The organism is Peredibacter sp. HCB2-198 (assembly GCF_045999315.1).
In the GTDB taxonomy this organism is placed as follows: domain Bacteria; phylum Bdellovibrionota; class Bacteriovoracia; order Bacteriovoracales; family Bacteriovoracaceae; genus Peredibacter.
In genome coordinates, this window is record NZ_CP174607.1 from 437807 (window position 1) to 456570 (window position 18764).

Consider the following 18764-nt stretch of genomic DNA (forward strand, 5'->3'; position numbering starts at 1 on the left):
TTAGCTCAAAATCTTTTCAACGACCGTCTTCAGCTTCTCATAAGCGCTATCAACGTTGTCGTTAAGGATCAAATGATCGTATTTGTGTTTATTCTTCAGTTCTTCACGGGCGTTTTTAATTCTTTCTTGAATCACATGGAGAGCATCAGTTCCACGAGCAATAAGTCGCTTCTCTAGTTCTTCCACTGATGGTGGTTCAATGAAAATCACCTGAGCGTCCGCCCCGTAGATGCGTTTCATAGCGTCCGCACCTTGAACATCCAGATCGAAGAGCATCTTATGGCCCTTCTGAATCCCTTCACTCACAAAGCGTTTTGAAGTTCCGTAATAATTTGAATGGACCTTGGCCCACTCAATAAATTCATCATCGGCAATTTGCTTTTCAAAACTTTCAACTTTAATGAAGAAATAATCTTTTCCATGAACTTCACCCGTTCTCATAGGACGAGTCGTACATGAAACTGACCATACAAGGTCAGGGATATCGGCCTTAAGCCGGTTAAGTAATGTAGATTTACCCGTACCCGATGGGGCACAGATTACAATCATTCTTGAGGACATGATTATTCCAAGTTCAGGGCCTGTTCTCTAATCTTCTCTAATTGTACTTTCATCTCGACTACATTTGTCGAAATTTCAGGAACGGCAGATTTTGATCCCATCGTATTGGTCTCACGGCCCAGTTCCTGGAGGAGGAAGTCGATTTGGCGACCGATTTCGCCGGATGATTTAAGCACCGATTTAAGTTTTGTGACGTGGATTTTAGCCCGATTGATTTCCTCGTCTATTTCTAATTTCTCAAGGTAGTACACCACTTCCTGAAGGAAGCGTGACTCATCTATTTTAATATCTTTGAGTTTCTCATTGAGCTTCGTTGTAAGCTTTTCCTTCATCATCTCAGGAAACTCTTGTTTCATGGCCTCAATTTTAGCAAGACATGATTCATAGATCGCAAGATGCTCAAGAAGTTTATCGACCAGCTTCTTCCCCTCGCCTGCGCGAGAAGTTTTAAGCGCCTTGATCGCTTCTTCGAAAGACGCCATCACAAGCGGCTCAAGTTCTTTTTCTTTTGTTTCATCTTCGTCTTTGTAGAAATCAGAACGAAGAAATTCAGTAGGACTCACATGAAAAGGTACGTTGTTCTTTTCAAAAACTGGTTTCATAAGAGACAGGTAGCCCTCTACTTTTTTAGGATCAACCTGAAACTCAGTAACAGCTTTTTCAGTGCGCTTATACGTAACAGAGATATCAAAGCTACCACGACGGAATTCATTCTCTAATTTTGAACGAAGGTCCAATTCCACAGAGTTAAACAATGAGCTCATGCGAAACTTGAAATCTTTAAAGCGGTTATTCACCGTTTTAATTTCAGTGGTGATGGAATAGTTCTGCCCCTGAGCTTCACCCTTCCCGAATCCTGTCATCGAATAAACGCTCATGATTAACCTTCTGACTGATCAATTGTAAGAGTTAGATTACCCATCTGACGGAACTTCTCAAAACGCTTTTGCATAAGCACATCAAGGTCATCTTTCTTAAGGCCTTCAAGACTCGCGAGGATGGCATCTTTTACCATCGCTACAGCGCGATCAGGGTAACGGTGAGCACCACCAGCAGGTTCCTTAATAAGACCATCAATTACTTTAAGCTCTAGAGCTTTATTAGGAGAAAGCTGAAGTGAGTTGGCCGCAGTTTCTGCCATCTTCGGATCTGACCAAAGAATTGAAGCACATGATTCAGGGGAAATGACTGAGTAAACAGAGTACTCCATCATGAAAACTTTATCGGCCACGGCGATACCAAGGGCACCACCCGATCCACCTTCACCAATCACGATTGAAATGATCGGGGCCTTGATGTTGAACATTTCTTCCAAGTTCTCAGCGATCGCAAGGGCCTGTCCGCGCTCTTCAGCGCCGATACCAGGATATGCTCCTGGAGTATCAACAAACGTCACAACCGGAATGCTGAACTGAGAGGCCATTTGCATAACACGGATTGCTTTTCTATAACCTTCAGGATTTGCCATCCCGAAATTACGTTTAATTTTTTCCTGGGTCTTGCGACCTTTCTCAATTCCGATCACGGCAACTTTCTGGCCATCAATGTAACCGAAACCTGCAATCATTGATGGATCATCAGAGAAACGACGGTCACCATGAACTTCATGAAAGTCGGCCACGATTTTCTCGATGTAATCAATAGCGTGCGGACGAGATGGATGGCGAGAGAGCTGAGTTCTCTGCCAAGGAGAAAGTTTGGTATAAATATCTTCCAACATGCGATCAACTTTCGCTTGAAGCGCTTCGATCTCATGAGAAATATCGATGTTTTGGTGTGTCGCCTGTTTTAATTCTCTGATCTGATTTTCAAGTTCGGAAACCGGACGTTCAAATTCTAAAGTAAAATCCATCAAAACCCTCGGGGTTCTAGTTGATATGTAAGACTTAAAGTAATGGGTTAAATTACCTTGTTCGAGGGGAAAATGCACGAATTTCCTCATACGAGGAAAGTGTAAATCATTGAATTTTAGTAGCGATAACGCATCGCCAACTGGCCAATTCAAGTACTTTGTCTAAGAGGAGAACCTATTCCCAGCCCTGGACCTGGCCCGACTCAAAATAAATGAACTTCTGTCCATTTCTCATTCGATAAAGCCAGCGCTCGTTTTCGTTAACTGGATTTCCGGCGATTTCAATTCGCAGTGGTTTGCCCCAACTTTCTACGACTTCGTTTTTGGTCATTCCTAAAACAATGTCTTGTTTGCTAACGGCGAAGGCGCGTTCTTTAGAATTAACGTACTCATCTTTTTCTTCTTCAAGAAATCCACGAGAGGCAAGATATTCGTATCTTTCACTCGGAGGCAGCTCTAGAAAATAAATACGTTCTGAAACGGTCTTGAGTTGGTGTTTATGTTTTTGATAAAGCTCAGAGCCATCATCGGATTGTGAATCTTCAAGTTTACGAAGCTCATCACGCAAAGAACGTTTACGATTTTCTTCGGCGAGATCTCCCTCGGACGCAGGAGTTCTGTCACGTGTCTCTTCCTCTGTGTTCCAGTAACGACCGGAATCTCCTCCTACAACCGGAAAATCTTCACGGGGATTGAAGTAGCGGGCATCATTATTGTTTTCCATTTCTGAAAGGTAGCTTCGGCCCGTGTAGAGTTCAGCACAGCCAGTGAGTAGAAAGAGTGAGAGAACGAGAGAACGACGCTTCATAAAACCATCCTTTGTTTTACGTCACTCTGCTCTTCGGAAATTCTTTCTCTCCTCGTAAGATTCAAGAGTTAGGGCGGAAGAAACTGCCCATACCTGATCAAAATGCTTTTAATTCATTTTTAGTGATGAACATCCGACAAGCTTGCTGATGGGCCTTATAGAAAAAATTGAAAACCTCATTAATACATTGCTGATTAAGCTGAGCGAGCTTATGTATAAGTTCGTTCCTGCACCGATCAAGCGAGTGATTGAAAAAATTCAATCATGGTTTGCTTTTTTAAATACTCAAATCAAATTAATTCCGTCTTACGCCAAAACTTTTATTCTGTTTCTCATAGCAAAGACCAAGAGCACTCTGGCCTCAATTGATTTCAAGGCCATTTTTGTTGAGAGCTACAAGAACGCTATTGTTCAGTATAAAGAAAAGTCTTCGGGAAAAACTAGCAAGCTTAAAACTCTTGTTCTGACTCCGTTTTTAGTTGTGGGTCAGTGGCTACAAGGTCTGAACACAGCTCAGTCCATGCTTCTTCTTGCATTTACTTCTGCTTCTATTCTTGCGGCCATTGGTATTGGTTTTTCAGGTAATCGTCTGGCCAACCATCACATGGAAAGCAATCGCGCTCCGGCAAGTATAGAAGAAGAGATTCCTTATGAGCGTCCGGCCTATTACAAAAAACAGACCAGACATTTTGAGATTACCAGTCTAAGACTTCCAGTTTATGTGGCCCAAGTAAACGAGATTCGCTCTGTCGATATTGACTTCACCGCGACCACATCAAATCGTAATGCTCGTATGTTTCTTGAAAAGAAAGAGTTCCAATTACGAGATCATTTGATTCTACAAATTGAGCCTTCCGTGGCCTCCTTCCCTCTCGAAGAGGAAGGAAAAGAAATCATCCGAAGAAAACTGCTGGTCGAGATCAATGACTTCTTGAAGCTTCACAATATTGAAGGTGAGATCACTGAACTTAAAATCACCTACGTCCTGGCAAACTAGACCTTTCCTAAAATAGTTCTAACTGTCTTTTCTGTTAATTGAAGTTTTCTTGCGGTTAAAGCGACGTTTCCTTCACAAAGAGAAAATGCCTTCTTCACATAATCTTCCTTAATATCTTTAAGCGGAACAAGTTTTTCAGTTCCGGCAAGAGACATTAAGTCTGAACTCTGAAGAAGCAGTTCTTCATCCAAATGATCAAAATCAAGTTTAATATAACGACTTAATATTCTCTTCTTATCCAAATGCCCAAAAAGCTGACGAAGATTTCCCGGCCAGGCCAATGTCTCATAGAACTCCAGGAGTCTCTGAGAAATCGTGACTCCATTTTTCAAAGAATAATACTGGCAGGCCTCGCGAATTCTTTGAACCTCGTTTCTCAGAGATTTAAGTTCAATGGAGTGGCCCGATTTCAAGCGAAAATAGAAATCTTTCCGAAAGACTTCCTGCTGAATTAATTTTTCCAAAGGTCGACCTGAAGCAAAGATCAAACGGGTTTTAATGGCGGTCTCCCTCATTTCTCCCACTCTTCGAAACTTATTGCTGTCAATGAAACTCAACAACTTGGTCTGAAGATCGAGGGGAAGAGAATCAACCTCATCCAAAAACAATGTCCCATGTTCAGCGGCCTTAAATGCGCCGATCTTATCTGAAATCGCCCCTGTGAAAGCGCCCTTCTTATGACCAAAAAGTTCAGACTCAATCAGCTGCGGGTTAAAAGACGAAAGGTTAACAGAAACAAATTCTCCTGTTCTTCCGCTCTTCTCATGGATTTTTGAAGCAAGGTGAGTTTTACCAGTTCCTGTTTCTCCGACAATTAAAATTTTAAGATCAGATTCAATTAAATTTTGCTGTAGTAATATCGGATGTTCAAAATGCCGATTCAACAGTTCCTGCAAATCAAACGGATCAAAGTTCATTTTATTGTCATCAATGTAAATTCGATCCTGCCTTTCTATATAGGCCTCACGTGCGGCAAGCCCGTTTAACCAAAAAGGATTTCCCTTAATGGTCTTTAGGACAAATCTTCCTTCATCGGCCTTCTGATCCAATTCCAAACGATAGTGAAAATGCTGAACATCACTATTTGGAAGTTCAATGTAACTCAGTGATAAGTTATCAGGCCGGTACTGAGAAGAAATCAAATCAATACAATATCGATTCAGCGTAAAGGCCTTGCGATGCCCGTGAGAAGGAAAGATACTGCAACTGTCCCCGAGTCTTACACCCGCGAATTCTATTTGTTTCTTCATTAATTTCCGTTGATACATGGCCACTCCCTTTAAAATTGAAGACGCTTGTGACCTTTTCTGATAGGATGTGGAAAAAGAAAACTTGATATCTGGAAAGAGCGCATGAACATTCAAAAAGGAAAAACCGAATTCCTCATGGGAATCGACTCAGTTGGGCAACTTCAGCAATGGCTGAATGAACACTCGTTCGCAAATGGAATTGCCTTCATCGGTCGTTCCAATGTTGGAAAATCTTCTTTGATCAATGCCCTCTTTGGTAAAACTACTGCGCGCGTATCTAAGACCCCGGGACGCACTCGTCAGGTGAATATTTTTGACTTCATCGTTGAAAATAAAGAAACCAAATCACTAGAACACTTTTATCTTTTCGATGTTCCCGGTTACGGGCATGCCGACGTTTCAAAAGAGATGGCCCAAAACTGGCAAAACCTCTTGGATACTTTTTTTCAGATGTGTAGTGAAAAGATTCTGCTTCTGAATGTTCAAGATTGTCGTCACCCTGTCCAGGAAAGCGACATGCTTTTCCATGACTACATTAAGACGTTTAACCTCGAGACTTACGTTCTCTTCAACAAGATTGATAAGCTCAAGACTCAGAGTGAAAAGGCCCGCCTTAAAAACTTAATGCCTGACATTTACAATAAGTTTAAGTGGGTCAAACAAATCCATTTTACCTCGGCCGAAAAGGGCGACGGTATCCCGGCCGTTGAACAGGCCATTGTTAGCTTCGTAAAGCGTAATAGCGACATGAAAGGTTTTAACTGAGCGTTTTGATCCTGGAAAAAAGGGATGGCCAGAAAAAGAACCCTAATAGGTTTAAACTAGTCATACTATGTTGAAACTAGGTGAATCCTTCCTCCTCAGCATTGAGGACGAATTAAAAATTAATCAAATTTTCGCTGAACTCAGAGAGAAATATAAGGACTACAAAGATCCTTGGGGATTTAATCTCGATCTCTGTGAAAAGACGCTGAAGAAGATCGTGCCCTTCTATCGATCCTATTTTAAGGTCAGAGTTTTTGGCGCAGAAAACGTCCAAGAAAAATCCTACATCGTAACCTCGAATCACACCGGTCAATTACCAGTGGACGCCATTCTCATTACGATTGCCTTTCTTTTGGATGTCGCTCCTCCAAGAGTTCTTCGGGCCATGGTTGAAAGATTCATGGCACAACTTCCATTCATTGGTGATTTCGCCGCTCAAACAGGTTCTATTCTCGGTGATCGCGCCAACTGCGCTTACCTCATAGAACATGGTGAATCTATTTTGGTTTTTCCAGAAGGTGTGAGAGGAATTTCTAAGAACACGCCGGACTATTATAAACTGCGAAGTTTTTCTGAGGGCTTTTACCGAATTGCTCTTCAGAAGAAAACCCCCATTCTTCCTGTTTGTGTGATTGGGGCCGAAGAAATGTTCCCGTTCGTTTTTCATTCAAAGAGACTTGCGCGGTTACTAAAAGTTCCTGCGCTCCCATTGACTGCAAATCTTTTCCCGCTTCCTTCACCTATTGATATTTATATTGGAAAAGAAATTCCTATTCCGGCCAATCTCGAGCATGAGGCCACGGACAAAGAAATAAAAGAAAACGTGTTCCACATTGAGAACACCATTAAGCGCATGCTTATTCATGGTTTAAAACATAGAAGGCCTTTCTTTGATACCGTAAGAAGACCCATCTCAAAATTCGTGATAAAAGAATTCAGAAATAAAGGTGACCGATGAGCCATCAGAAAAAGATCCTACTCATTGGTATTGCCGGTGGCCTTGCTCAAATGACAGCAAGACTTATTCTCACTGAGCACCCAGATTGGGAAATTGTGGGAATTGATTCTCGAGATGTTTCAAAAGTTCCTGCTTTAAAAAATCTAACTGCGATTAATTTAAAATACTCGCGCGGGAATTTTGAAAATCTTTTCCGCACTCATCATTTTGATGTGGTCTATCACCTGGGAAGAATCAGTCATTCCTCTAATGAACATAATGTTCTGGCTAAAAGAATTGATCTTTCTGTGATGGGCACGAATAGAATTCTTGAGTTATGTGAGCGTTCAGGGGTAAAGAAAGTTGTGATCCTTTCCACCTTCCACGTCTATGGTGCTCTTCCGGATAATTCTATTTTCCTTAAAGAAGACGCTCCTCTGAGAGCAAGTATCCGCCATCCAGAGTTAAGAGATGTGATTGAAATGGACCAAATCTGTACTAACTGGATGTGGAAGAACCAAAACAGTATTTCCACAGTTGTTCTTCGTCCGTGCAATATTATTGGAACTCAAATTCAAAATGCTATGACGAAATTTTTGTCGGGCCCGGTTGCTTTGAGTCCGATTGACTACAATCCATTTTTTCAATTCATCCATGAATTTGATATGGCCCACATTCTTTATCGAGCACTCGATTCTCTTCCAACTGGAACCTACAATGTGGCGGGAAGTGATTTTATTTCTCTTCGTGATGCCTTAGACGAAGTTGGAACAAAGGGCATTCCTTTTCCTATGGTGCTTGCGGGAGGGCTAAACAGCGCTCTTAAGAAGTTCAATATAGAAGTTCCTGAGTATCTTTTGGAGTATCTGAAATTCTCTTGTTTAATCTCGAATAAGGAGCTGCAAAAGCATTTAGGTCCGAAGTTCCTCCGATTTTCAATTAAAGAGGCTTTAGAACTCATTAAGCTTCGTTAGTTTTCAATAAGTTACATATATTAAAAACCACTTAATCTGGTTAATCGAAATACCGATAATTATTAAGATGAAGCGGATTTTTAATACCCTCTTAACTTGGCTTGCGATCATGAATCTTTCCGGCTGTGGAAAGATCACTGCTTCACTTAGCGGAGCCGCTAATATTACGGGCCCCACTCAGATTTTTCCCCTTGGTAATAAGTCCACAAACTCCACATTCAAAAACGCAGTTATAGCGGCCGATAGAAATGGGGCCATTTATTTAACCGATTCCAGTACCTCCCAAATCATGAAAATTTCTGAGACGGGTGAGTTGCTCGATACAGTGACGAATACTGGTAATGCCACAGGGCTTAACGTGGATAGCAGTGGAAACTTGATTATCCTTAATAAAACGACATCTGCTGTTAAACGATACGATTCTTCTGGAAATGATCTCAACTCATTTGGATCTGCTGGATCAGCGGTGACGATTAACTTTGAACCGATGGGTCTGGAAGAGGCCGGCGGTTACTATTATGTCTCTGATCAGTTAAACAACTTGATTCATAAATATGATTCTCACGGGACATTTGAGATGAGTATTGGTGCAGGTGTTTTAGGATCGGCCAATGGCCAGTTTAATCTTCCTCGAAGTTTGAAGGTCGATTCACTTGGTAACATCTACATCGCAGATATGCTCAATGGCCGCATTCAGAAATTTGATGCAGCTGGTTTGCACGTTTTAAGTTTCGGGAGCTACGGTTCAGGAGATGGACAATTCATTGAACCAGTCGGCGTGGAAGTGATAGACGGCTCAGGAGAGATTTACGTTGTCGACTCGGGGAACGATCGAATTCAAATTTTCGACAGCGCCGGTGTCTATCAATCAAGATTCGGAACAACAGGGACCATTAACGGTAGATTTGATCTACCTTCCGGCATTCATTTTTCGCCGAGTTCAATCTTTATCGCTGATGCCAACAACAAAAGAGTTCAGGAGTTCGATTTTAGCTGGGTCCACATCAGAAACTACGGTTCTGCTGGAACCGGTCCTGGGCAATTTCAATTTCCTGTAGAAGTTGCAACAGACGGTTTGAATAATGTTTATGTTTCAGACTACACAAATTCAAATGTAAATATTTTCGATTCAGCCGGTGTTCATCAAGACACCATCGGAGGAACGGGAACAGCTCCCGGCCAGATTGATGAGGCCGGAGGGGTGGATCTTGATGCTCTCGGGAATGTGTATGTTTCGGACGTGGGTAACGGTGAAGTGAAGAAATTTAACATCGTTGATGGTATTGTTAAGTATTTTGAACGACCACATACAGATACGGCGATTGGAAAATTTAATAATGCCTCTGACGCTTATGTAGACAGCGGTGGAAATATTTACGTCTTAGATAAAGGAAACTATCGCGTCCAAAAATTTAATTCCGCCGGCGTCTATCAAATGCGCTTTGGTCGCCAAGGGACTCTTGATTCTCAATTCGCAAATCCAAATTCTATTGCAGTTGATGGAGCGGGTAATATCTATGTCACAGATGGAGATAGAGTTAAAAAGTTCGACCCGGATGGGGAACCGATCCTGGCGTGGGGCCAGACGGGTTCGGCCAATGGAGATTTTAATGGTGCCGGAGACATCATGGTCGATCAGGCCGGCAATATTTTGGTCTTGGATGAGAACAACTCACGAGTTCAAAAATTCGATGCTTCCGGAAATCACTTACTCACTTTCGGAAACACGGGCCTCGCCGCAGAAAAACTTACTAGACCGACCTCGATCACTCTAGGACAGGGAAATCTTATTCATGTCTTTGACTCGACAGAACTGGCCATCTTCACATTTAATCCGGATGGATCATTTAATAATAAACTAGGACAGAGTTATTCCAACGCCAGTGATCTAAGCACTCCTACAAGTGTGGCCTTCGATGCTGATGGTAACATTTATGTGGCAGACCATGATCATCATAGGGTCCGGAAGTATGATTCTCAGGGGAATCACCTCTTAGACATTGGAAGTTTCGGGTCGGGAGATGGGCAGTTTGATCGTCCGACCGATGTTGCGATTAATTCTAATGGCCAACTGCTCGTCGGTGAAATCAATAATGACAGAATTCAAACATTCACCAGAGACGGAGTTTATATAAGCAAATTCGGTTCATTTGGTACGGGCGATGGCCAATTTTCTTATGATGGGCAATTTGCGGTGGACGAAGACAACAACATCTATGTTGCAGACACGAATAATCACCGTATTCAGAAGTTTGATTCGGATGGAAACTTCCTCATGAAATTTGGGGTCCAGGGAAGTGCTGATGGAGAGCTTAGTTTTCCATTTGGGGTCGACGTCGATCAGCAAGGGAATATTTATGTGGCGGACACAGGTAATAGTAGGATCCAGAAATTTGCTCCAAACGGAAGCTTCATCAGCAAATTCGGCACTTGGGGTCCAGGTGCTGGTCAGTTTAGATATGTGAGAGACGTCAAAGTCGATGCTGATGGAAAAATCTATACTTGCGATATTGATAGCTACAATATCCAGATTTTTGATTCAAGTTTCACTCACCTGCTCTCTTTTGGGTCGCAAGGAACAGACTTGGATAAATTCTTGAAACCTACTTATGTAGAGCTGGACTCCTCTGGAAACATCTATGTCGTAGACCGAGAGATGAACCGAGTCCAAAAATTTAGTTCTAGCGGCCAACCCTTAACGAATTAATTCACCTTTCTCGCACTGCGTTTCATTGACACAAAAGCCCCGAATCAATAGAATCGTTAATCTGTGTGGCTTCCTGACGGAATGGTAGACGTAGCGGATTCAAAATCCGCCGTTGGCAACAACGTCCGAGTTCGAGTCTCGGGGGAGCCACCAAAAATCTAAAATAATAAAAGGACCTGCAAAGGTCCTTTTTTATTTTAACCTACAAATGCTCTCACGGGACTCGAAGGGATTTGCGACGGCCGATGAAGCCGTCAGGGTTCATGGCCGGCATCATGACACGAAGTCATGATGAGCAAATGCACAGACCTGAAGAACTTGAGCGTGAAGCGAAAGTGATGAAGGGAGTCTCGGGGGAGCCACCAAAAATCTAAAATAATAAAAGGACCTGCAAAGGTCCTTTTTTATTTTTAACCTGAATGACCGAAGTTAAGATAGAACGATTAACCAATAGTTAACTATTAATAAAAACAATTCACTTTTAATCAATCATCTCTCGCCATAAGTTTGAACTATGAACGAGAGAGGTTTTATGAAATTTAAATTGTTCCTTTTGTCCCTATTTATCACAAGCAATGTCCAGGCGATGGAGATGTATCTTTTAGATACCAAAATCCAGAATACGAACTTCAAGGATTTCTTGATCCTGAACTCAGTAAAGAAAACCGTGGCCGGAACTTTAACGGTTCCCGGTCAATTCACGACAAAAATTTTAAACGTCAAAGCGGACAAACAGAAAATCAGCTTTGATATCTCGGCCATTGAAAACAATTCTCCTCTAAAAGGGAGCTATGAACTTTTGTCCTCGAATGGATTTAAGAATCTAAAGGGCAAGCTCATTATTGAAGGTAGAACATATTCAATCATCGGGAAGAGGATCTATGCAGAATAATATCTTCCAAAGCATTGCAAACCATCGTTCTATTCGCAAATATAAAAGTACTGAAGTCTCAGATGAGATCATTCAGCAAATTGCTGAAACGGCCATGAATGCCTCTTCTTCGGGTAATATGCAATGCTACAGTATCATTGTGACCAAAGATCAAAAAATCAGAGAAGAACTCTACCCTCTCCACTTCAATCAGAGCATGGTGATGGATGCACCTGTCTTAGTGACTTTCTGTGCGGATTTCAATCGCATGAGAAAATGGGTCGAGAAAAATCAAGCACCATTGAACTTTGATAACTTCATGAGCTTTATGATCGCGAGCATTGATGCCACTCTCATTGCGCAAAATTTCGCCCTCCTAGCCGAGTCCCTCGGTTTAGGCATCTGCTTCATGGGTACGACTCTTGCAAATGCACATGAAATAGGTCGTGTTTTAAATTGTCCGGATAATGTGGTTCCCGTTGTGGGATTTTCTCTAGGTTATCCAGATGAATCTCCAGAGATAAGAAAAAGGCTTCCAGTCTCAGGTGTGATTCATAAGGAAAAATACCAAGACTACAATTCTGAACAGATCGAAGATATTTATCTAGAAAGAGAGACACTTGGCATGAAGAGATACAGTGAAGTGCCAGAGCTTAAAAAAATGATGATCGAGAATAATGTTAAAACTCTGGCCGAGGTTTACACCAAATTAAAATATACCAGAGAGTCCCATGTCACTTACTCGCAAAATGTTTTGAGTTATCTCGAGAATCAAAATTTCATGAATAATCAGTAATTGAAAAGATCTCTTTCTTTTTCAAAGGTAAAAGTTGGAACGTCTGGAAATCCTTCCCCCGTAAAGATCTCTTCCGCCATTTGAGCGAACTCTATGGTGTGGATGTCTTCTTCTTGATGCAATAACAGATAAGTCTCCTGGAGCCCCATCTGGGCCCAGGAATTTAATCTCTCTGCCCAATCATACAATCGTATTTCATCACTAGGATCAAGATCATTTCCAATAAGACGAATCATGGTCCAGGGCGCGGAGACTGAGCTATGAAGAACATCTCTTCTACCCGCCACATCTGTAATCACAAGACCAATATTTCTTCTATGAAGATAGTCAGTAAGTGCTGGAAGAATTTTTCCGTTTTCAAACCAACTCGGATGGCGAAGCTCAAGTGAGAGTTTAAATTCACTGGGCCAACTTTCTAAAAATTTAAATAGCAGAACTTTGTCCTGATAAGAAAACTGCTCATGAAACTGTACAAAACAGGGACCGAGATTCCTTCCTAAATGCTGAATAAAATCCAGCCAGGTTTTTAGAAGGGCCTTGTCCACCATGCCGGTTCTTGTGTGAGAAATGTCTTTAAAGAGCTTAGGGCAAAATAAGAAATTCTCCGGGACCTGCGAGATCCATTCCTTCGCAGTCGCCTCGTCAGGGATACGATAGTGAGTCGTGTTGAGTTCGATACAGTTAAAGTTTCGAGAGTAGTAATAAAGGAACTTTTCAGGAGGAGTTTTAGGCGGATAGATTTTTCCCACCCAATGTTTGTTTCCCCAGGCCGGAGAACCAAAGTAAAGCTTATGATCTTTTTGCGCCGATAATAAACGGGCCGCATTTTTGGGATCATCTGAAGGCATGTGCCAGTCAACCAATGAGATATCTTCTAATTTACCGAATTCCATAGGTCCGATAATAAAATGATCCAATTGAATTTTCCATCATAACTTGTTATTCTCCATTAACGGCAATGGAGTCTGCCTTATAACCGCCCTAGTGCTAATGACTCCTACTAATCGAGACTTACTCATAGTAGGAGGATGTATGGACATTTTATTAGTTGGTTTGGCGGGAAGTTTAGGGGCCATTGGTCGTTATCTTATCTATCAATTCGAACGTTCATTTCCCCCGCACAATTTTCCTGTTGGAACTCTGATTATCAATCTTCTTGGATGTTTTATTGCAGGTCTTATTTTGGGATTTGCCACAAAAGCACTTCCTCATCACAGACATTATTTAATGTTGTTCTCAATTGGCTTTGTGGGTTCATTTACCACCTTTTCAAGCCTAAGCGCTGAGACCCTAGAGTTACTTCAGAACCAATTCTATGTCTCGGCCGCAGGTAATATCGCCATCAACTTTGTTCTGGGAATATTGCTGGTTTGGATTGGTAAAACAGTTGTAATTTGAAGTTCATAAGTTCTTCATTTAGACTGTTTCAGTTGCTGAACGTACTTGAGAAGGGTCTGCTTTTCAGACGAGCTAAGACTTCCCCCTCTTGGCATGCGAAAATTAGGGTCATTCGATTTAAGACGTTCTTCAATCTTTTTGCCCCAATTTGCTAAATCTTTCTCATTATTAAAGGGTATGTCCGAGTGGCAAACAGCACACTTGTTATTCATGATGGTTTGGGCCGGAGATGTTGGAGTTGCTGGTTTATTGCCCAAAGTTTTATCTTCGATTTTTGGATCACAAAATTTTTCCATGTCATTTCCCGAGACATTGGCGGCCCTCCCAAGTGATAAACAATACTCTTTAGGAAGATTTAAAATGGCCAACTCTGCCATTGTTCTATTTGCTGAAGACGCCCAGTTATCACAGGCCTCAAACCATTTTTCAACCAACTTATTCATGGTTGAGTTTGCCTCTTCCACACCCATACAATTTTCAACCACTGATTTAGAACGCACTGAACTTGCTGGTTCATTGACTATATGAAACTCAAATTCATTTTCTGGTGTTTTGAAGAGGTACACAATTTTTCCATCTTTAAGAAATACCGGGAAGAAAGCACTCCCCTCAGTAAAGTTTGTCACCTGCTTTAATTTTTTTGACGGACGATCATAAACAAAAATGTTTCTAACCAGGGCCTGATCTTGAATAGAACCAAAACTTTCCTCTAACCATTTCTGCTGAGAAGAAGGATTTACAGTTAAATGAAATGTCACTTTGTTACCATCGAAACTAAAATCAGATTTCCCTCCGCCTACCGGTAAAGTTTCAACCACAGCTCCGGTCTCAACGTTAATGATCTCTGATTTCTCGGTATTGCTATTTCGAGCAATGAGGAACTTTCCCGTCTTGTCCATCATGGGAAGTCTAATGTGATAGGAGTCAGGAACATTTATCGTTTCGGAAACAGATGTAATACTTCCATTTGTTAATGAATAATCTCGATAACTCCATAAGACATAATTTCCAAGAGACTCAGACTGAGAAAATAGACGATACTTGTTTTCGGATTGGCCAATAGATTGATAAGGTCTGGCCTCATTGTCCGTATAAAAAGCACTTACCTTATTGTCCTTGTCTTTCACTCCTAAATAAAGCTTCCAGCCCTTCTCTAAAAAAGAAAATATTTTGCCATCCGGAGAAGAAACGGGATCAGCAATACCCGGCATACGTCCTTCTTGCATGGTCTCAGTGTTTAAAACATAGTTTTGACTGTTTGAAATGTAATAAATGTACTTCCCGTCTTCTGAGGCCTTAAAAAAGTAATCGGGGGTCCTCGAAATCTTCACCACTTTATTGGGTTTCTGTCCTTTAACATCACAATAATTTGAAGTTTGTCCCCAAAGAGATGTTGTAAAAAAGGCAGCGGCCAGAATCAATTTCATAGGTGATCCTTAATTAGTTTTTCTAAGATCTGAGGGGTGCTGAAACCTGGAATGTATTTAACGATCTTTCCTTCTTTAACAAACAAAGCACTAGGATAGTGTTCAATCGTTGCCGGCAATTCACCAACAAAACTCCACTGTCTTAAATAACTCACAGGTAACTTTTCTTTTTGAATAAAGTCCTTAGCAAACTGAATGTTTGCATTTTCATCCAGGACGTAAATAATGGGGACCTCAAACTTCTGGCCTTTAAGATCTCTCATTTGTTTAAGACTAATGGCCATTTGTGAAGACCAGAGGAGAATGACAAACTTTGAATTGTCCTTCGAGGTCTTATAAAAGTCCAATGTGGTAAATAGTTTACTGATCTCACCCTTTGAAATGAGGGTCCTCATTTTACAATCATTTTTTTTAATAAATGAGTGCTGAATGAAGGCCCCTGACTTCTGCACCATCAAATCACTCTCACCTTCTGTAGTGCTTAACCAGGCCGTAAATTTCTGATCATTCTTTTCTTTTGATTCAATTAATGAAAAGCCATTTCCTTCATGCACTTTCATCCATGGTTGGGTCACATTGAGTTTCATCATCATTGAGGTGACTTCATCGAAACAAGTAATGCTTTTAATAGGTGTGTTTGCCCAGAGTGGAAGTGCAAAAGATAAAATGAGGATAATAATGACAGGCATTGGGTCGTCCTTTCACTAAAGGATACCGTGACTATTGCCTTTTACAATGGAGGGAAACTATTCCTGACTAGAACGCTCTAGAGACCCGAGTACCAATCATATCCTCGTTCGGCCCAATAGTCTGGAGGTCGAGAATCAGAAAAGAAGATTCGGCCAATGCGTTTTAAACTCTTTATCCCATATTTAATGGGGATAATCAGACGAATGGGAGCTCCATTTTCCAAGGACAACGGGGCCTCATTCATTTCATAGGCCAGAACTGTCTGATCATGCATCATGGATTCCATATCAATGGACACGTAGTACTCACCATCTGGAGTCTCGAGCCCAACATATTGATAGTATGATCCATCAGACTTTCTTCCTAAATCATAGTGTTTCATAAAATCCGAAAACCTTGCTCCCGCATAATGAGTTTCCTCACTCCACCCTTCAATACACCGAAAGTCGGTTGAATAACTTGATTTAGGAATAAGGTGAAACATTCCTACCGGAAGTTTTAAATTTTTTGGACCGCTTTCAACTTCAACCAGATAATTTTTTAGATCAACTGCAGACTCGAGTCCTAGCATGCCATTTACCCGAGGAGTTTTTCCCTTGGGAGGTTTTGGTTTCTTTACTGACATTCTTTTTGCTGAAGAAAGAAGCGACCACACCTTTTCATTCCACATAAATGAATAACGAAGCGCAGAGGGAGCATTGCCTGACTGAGGACCGTTCTGGATGTAATTGAAGGCAGTGAAAAAACCAATCACCAACAAGAATCCGATGAAAAGTGAAATCAGTAGTCTCTTATTCAAGCTCATACCCCGCAATCATGGATCGAAGATTGTTCCAGCCGGCCCTTGCGACTTGAGTGACATGAATAATAAAAAAGAAAACAAACCCCACCATCAAAACAAAATGCTCGAAGCGAGCGGCCTGGTATCCACCCAGTAATTTCGTGAGCCATCCCACTTGCACCGGCTTATAAATCGCAAGTCCGGTAATGAGAGCACCCATGCCCATTAGAATCACCATAAAGTAGGCCACTCTTTGGGCCGCATTGTATTTCCCCCGAAGAGGTGGGGCCTCTGAACGGAGTTTTAGATCATGCAAGATGACGGGAATGACTTCTTTAAAAGACTGACGATCAGGAAAAAGAAATTTCCAATCACCACTCAATACTAGATAGGCCACATAGATGAGCCCATTAATAGCAAAGGGCCACATAATAAAGAAATGCCATCCCATTCCCTCTGCTAAACGATGATCAATCCCAATTTTCTCAGCGAAGTCCTCCGGGATTTCAATATAGGCTTGGTGGGCCCAATAGATTAAGATCCCACTCCAAATCATGAGAAAAATTAAAAGGAAATTGATCCAATGGCACAAGCGAAGGAGCCAATGATGCTTCTCGATCATGCGGGCATACTTCCATGAGGGAAGGCCTGTCTCAACTCTAGAATGTCTTAATTTGTAGACGCGTTGATAGGCCCAGAGAGTGACTAACTCTCCAGGCCAGATAGAAATTACTTCTTCTTAGATGCTTTCTTAGCAACTTTCTTGGCAGGGGCTTTCTTGACCGCTTTTTTAGGAGCGGCTTTTTTGGCCGGAGCTTTTTTCACTGCTTTTTTAGGAGCTGCTTTTTTAGTTACTTTCTTTGCTGCCTTCTTCGCAGGAGCCTTTTTAGCTACTTTCTTGGCCGCTTTTTTAGCAGGGGCCTTTTTCGCTGCCGGTGCTGCTGCTTTTTTAGCTGGAGCTGGCTTGGCCTTAGCTGGTGCTTCTTTTTTAGCAGGAGCTTTCTTTTCAACTTTTGCAGCTGGAGCTTCTTTTGGAAGATCAGGCTTATCCACTAGCTTTTGGTATTCAACTAGCATTTCATGGAAGAAATCCCAAGACTCTTCTGGCTTAAGAGTAGCAAGGCGAGCTTTGTACTTTTCCCAAAGGGCCAGGTCTTTATTTTTAAATTGGCCCACAAGGTAGTGGCACTTTTGAGTGAGATTTTCCTTATGGTGATCAGAAATATCTTTTGGAAACGTCATTGTAATTCCTCCATAAATAAATAGATATGATTAGGCTACCTATGACTTTGTCCGTTAGCAATAGCTTTTAAAGTTTGACTCCGATCCGCCAAAAATTCTGATGAGAGATAGACTCTGAGACCTTGGTGACATTGCTGACCTCCCCTTCTAAAAGTTCACGACCTGTAAAAGGCGAACGAATCCACAAACGATCACCCTTTTTAAACCTTACAACATTATGCAATGAACTTCTAAAAGCAAGGCCTTTAGGTGAAAGGTCTAACAGCTTTGAGCTGATGTAAGGCTGATCAGTGAAAGAATTATGGGTATAAAATACAAATTTATGACTTAGCGACAAATCTTCTCTGACCTCGTTTCTACTATTGGCAAGCATGAGCTGCTTAGGAAGCCTTAAAACGAGTTTGAGTCTGGAATGGTAAAGGATGGGGGCCTTAAAGATGGTTGTGCGGTTAAAACCAAAGAAATATAAGTAACTATGGTGATGAAATAGAAACTCCCCATTCTTTGGGTAAAGGGCCATCTCTTCCTGAGAAAGATTGATCGCTCCGATCCTCGCACTTTGACAGACTCGTTTGCCTTTCCCTTGAATGTTCTGCCAAATGAGGACCTTATTTGGTCTGCTCGTCAGATGTTGAAATACACTGGTAAGTTGAAGGGGATCTTCTAATAAAATCATTCTCTCTTGTATCATGGGTAATCCTCCTTGAA

20 protein-coding genes, 1 tRNA gene and 1 riboswitch are annotated in these 18764 nt (G+C 41.6%); of the genes, 9 read left to right on the top strand and 12 right to left on the bottom strand.

The features are described 5' to 3' along the window. From gmk to ACJVC5_RS02275, 4 genes are all read right to left on the bottom strand, one after another. Nucleotides 1-561 carry a guanylate kinase gene (gene gmk / locus ACJVC5_RS02260; RefSeq protein ID WP_408097758.1) on the bottom strand — a complete coding sequence of 187 codons (561 nt, stop codon included), beginning with the start codon at nucleotides 559-561 and terminating at the stop codon, nucleotides 1-3. 2 nt (nucleotides 562-563) lie between these two features. Next, nucleotides 564-1439: a YicC/YloC family endoribonuclease gene (locus tag ACJVC5_RS02265; RefSeq protein ID WP_408097759.1), complete on the bottom strand. Its 876-nt coding sequence runs from the start codon at nucleotides 1437-1439 to the stop codon at nucleotides 564-566. Nucleotides 1440-1441: 2 nt separating this feature from the next. After that, entirely contained in the window at nucleotides 1442-2413 is a 972-nt protein-coding gene (locus ACJVC5_RS02270) for an acetyl-CoA carboxylase carboxyltransferase subunit alpha (RefSeq protein ID WP_408097760.1), read from the bottom strand. Between the two features lie 175 nt (nucleotides 2414-2588). After that, on the bottom strand, nucleotides 2589-3221 hold the full coding sequence (locus ACJVC5_RS02275; protein WP_408097761.1) for a hypothetical protein: 633 nt from the start codon (nucleotides 3219-3221) through the stop codon (nucleotides 2589-2591). Nucleotides 3222-3369: 148 nt separating this feature from the next. On the opposite strand from ACJVC5_RS02275, the gene ACJVC5_RS02280 reads away from it, so the two are divergent. Beyond that, nucleotides 3370-4218, top strand: a complete 849-nt coding sequence (locus ACJVC5_RS02280) for a hypothetical protein (protein ID WP_408097762.1) — start codon at nucleotides 3370-3372, stop codon at nucleotides 4216-4218. Here ACJVC5_RS02280 and ACJVC5_RS02285 read toward each other — a convergent pair. Further along, nucleotides 4215-5486 (bottom strand): sigma-54-dependent transcriptional regulator, encoded by a 1272-nt coding sequence (locus tag ACJVC5_RS02285; protein ID WP_408097763.1) that lies wholly within the window; start codon nucleotides 5484-5486, stop codon nucleotides 4215-4217. The two genes, ACJVC5_RS02280 and ACJVC5_RS02285, sit on opposite strands and share 4 nt — an antisense overlap. Before the next feature lie 84 nt (nucleotides 5487-5570). On the opposite strand from ACJVC5_RS02285, the gene yihA reads away from it, so the two are divergent. The 7 genes from yihA (at nucleotide 5571) to ACJVC5_RS02320 (ending at nucleotide 12518) form a co-directional block, all read left to right on the top strand. Then, complete coding sequence (yihA, locus tag ACJVC5_RS02290; RefSeq protein ID WP_408097764.1) at nucleotides 5571-6233, top strand: ribosome biogenesis GTP-binding protein YihA/YsxC; 663 nt, start codon at nucleotides 5571-5573, stop codon at nucleotides 6231-6233. A 67-nt stretch (nucleotides 6234-6300) separates the two neighbouring features. After that, nucleotides 6301-7191: a 1-acyl-sn-glycerol-3-phosphate acyltransferase gene (locus ACJVC5_RS02295; RefSeq protein ID WP_408097765.1), complete on the top strand. Its 891-nt coding sequence runs from the start codon at nucleotides 6301-6303 to the stop codon at nucleotides 7189-7191. Further along, the gene (locus ACJVC5_RS02300; protein WP_408097766.1) at nucleotides 7188-8144 is read left to right on the top strand and encodes an NAD-dependent epimerase/dehydratase family protein; all 957 of its coding nucleotides are present in this window, start codon (nucleotides 7188-7190) and stop codon (nucleotides 8142-8144) included. The genes ACJVC5_RS02295 and ACJVC5_RS02300 overlap by 4 nt, the downstream gene beginning before the upstream one ends. A gap of 67 nt (nucleotides 8145-8211) precedes the next feature. Further along, nucleotides 8212-10851, top strand: a complete 2640-nt coding sequence (locus ACJVC5_RS02305) for an SMP-30/gluconolactonase/LRE family protein (RefSeq protein ID WP_408097767.1) — start codon at nucleotides 8212-8214, stop codon at nucleotides 10849-10851. Nucleotides 10852-10918: 67 nt separating this feature from the next. Continuing rightward, nucleotides 10919-11004, top strand: a tRNA-Leu gene (locus ACJVC5_RS02310). A 379-nt stretch (nucleotides 11005-11383) separates the two neighbouring features. Beyond that, nucleotides 11384-11743, top strand: a complete 360-nt coding sequence (locus ACJVC5_RS02315; protein ID WP_408097768.1) for a hypothetical protein — start codon at nucleotides 11384-11386, stop codon at nucleotides 11741-11743. Next, nucleotides 11733-12518 (top strand): nitroreductase family protein, encoded by a 786-nt coding sequence (locus tag ACJVC5_RS02320; protein WP_408097769.1) that lies wholly within the window; start codon nucleotides 11733-11735, stop codon nucleotides 12516-12518. Before ACJVC5_RS02315 ends, ACJVC5_RS02320 begins: the two co-directional genes overlap by 11 nt. Here the strand turns inward: ACJVC5_RS02320 and ACJVC5_RS02325 are convergent. Beyond that, nucleotides 12512-13411 (bottom strand): DUF72 domain-containing protein, encoded by a 900-nt coding sequence (locus ACJVC5_RS02325; protein WP_408097770.1) that lies wholly within the window; start codon nucleotides 13409-13411, stop codon nucleotides 12512-12514. The two genes, ACJVC5_RS02320 and ACJVC5_RS02325, sit on opposite strands and share 7 nt — an antisense overlap. Before the next feature lie 52 nt (nucleotides 13412-13463). Then, nucleotides 13464-13525, top strand: a riboswitch (Fluoride riboswitch). A 25-nt stretch (nucleotides 13526-13550) separates the two neighbouring features. On the opposite strand from ACJVC5_RS02325, the gene crcB reads away from it, so the two are divergent. Next, the gene (crcB, locus tag ACJVC5_RS02330; RefSeq protein WP_408097771.1) at nucleotides 13551-13916 is read left to right on the top strand and encodes a fluoride efflux transporter CrcB; all 366 of its coding nucleotides are present in this window, start codon (nucleotides 13551-13553) and stop codon (nucleotides 13914-13916) included. Nucleotides 13917-13930: 14 nt separating this feature from the next. Here crcB and ACJVC5_RS02335 read toward each other — a convergent pair whose 3' ends face one another. The 6 genes from ACJVC5_RS02335 to ACJVC5_RS02360 all read right to left on the bottom strand — a co-directional run bounded on the left by ACJVC5_RS02335 (nucleotide 13931) and on the right by ACJVC5_RS02360 (nucleotide 18747). After that, nucleotides 13931-15343 carry a hypothetical protein gene (locus tag ACJVC5_RS02335; protein ID WP_408097772.1) on the bottom strand — a complete coding sequence of 471 codons (1413 nt, stop codon included), beginning with the start codon at nucleotides 15341-15343 and terminating at the stop codon, nucleotides 13931-13933. Then, complete coding sequence (locus ACJVC5_RS02340) at nucleotides 15340-16032, bottom strand: hypothetical protein (protein ID WP_408097773.1); 693 nt, start codon at nucleotides 16030-16032, stop codon at nucleotides 15340-15342. Before ACJVC5_RS02340 ends, ACJVC5_RS02335 begins: the two co-directional genes overlap by 4 nt. Before the next feature lie 77 nt (nucleotides 16033-16109). Then, nucleotides 16110-16832 (bottom strand): molybdopterin-dependent oxidoreductase, encoded by a 723-nt coding sequence (locus ACJVC5_RS02345; protein ID WP_408097774.1) that lies wholly within the window; start codon nucleotides 16830-16832, stop codon nucleotides 16110-16112. Further along, nucleotides 16825-17436: a cytochrome b/b6 domain-containing protein gene (locus tag ACJVC5_RS02350; protein WP_408097775.1), complete on the bottom strand. Its 612-nt coding sequence runs from the start codon at nucleotides 17434-17436 to the stop codon at nucleotides 16825-16827. Before ACJVC5_RS02350 ends, ACJVC5_RS02345 begins: the two co-directional genes overlap by 8 nt. Nucleotides 17437-17543: 107 nt before the next feature. After that, nucleotides 17544-18056, bottom strand: coding sequence for a hypothetical protein (locus ACJVC5_RS02355; RefSeq protein WP_408097776.1), 513 nt, complete (start codon nucleotides 18054-18056; stop codon nucleotides 17544-17546). Between the two features lie 67 nt (nucleotides 18057-18123). Then, entirely contained in the window at nucleotides 18124-18747 is a 624-nt protein-coding gene (locus tag ACJVC5_RS02360) for a hypothetical protein (RefSeq protein WP_408097777.1), read from the bottom strand. Between the last annotated feature and the right edge of the window lie 17 nt (nucleotides 18748-18764).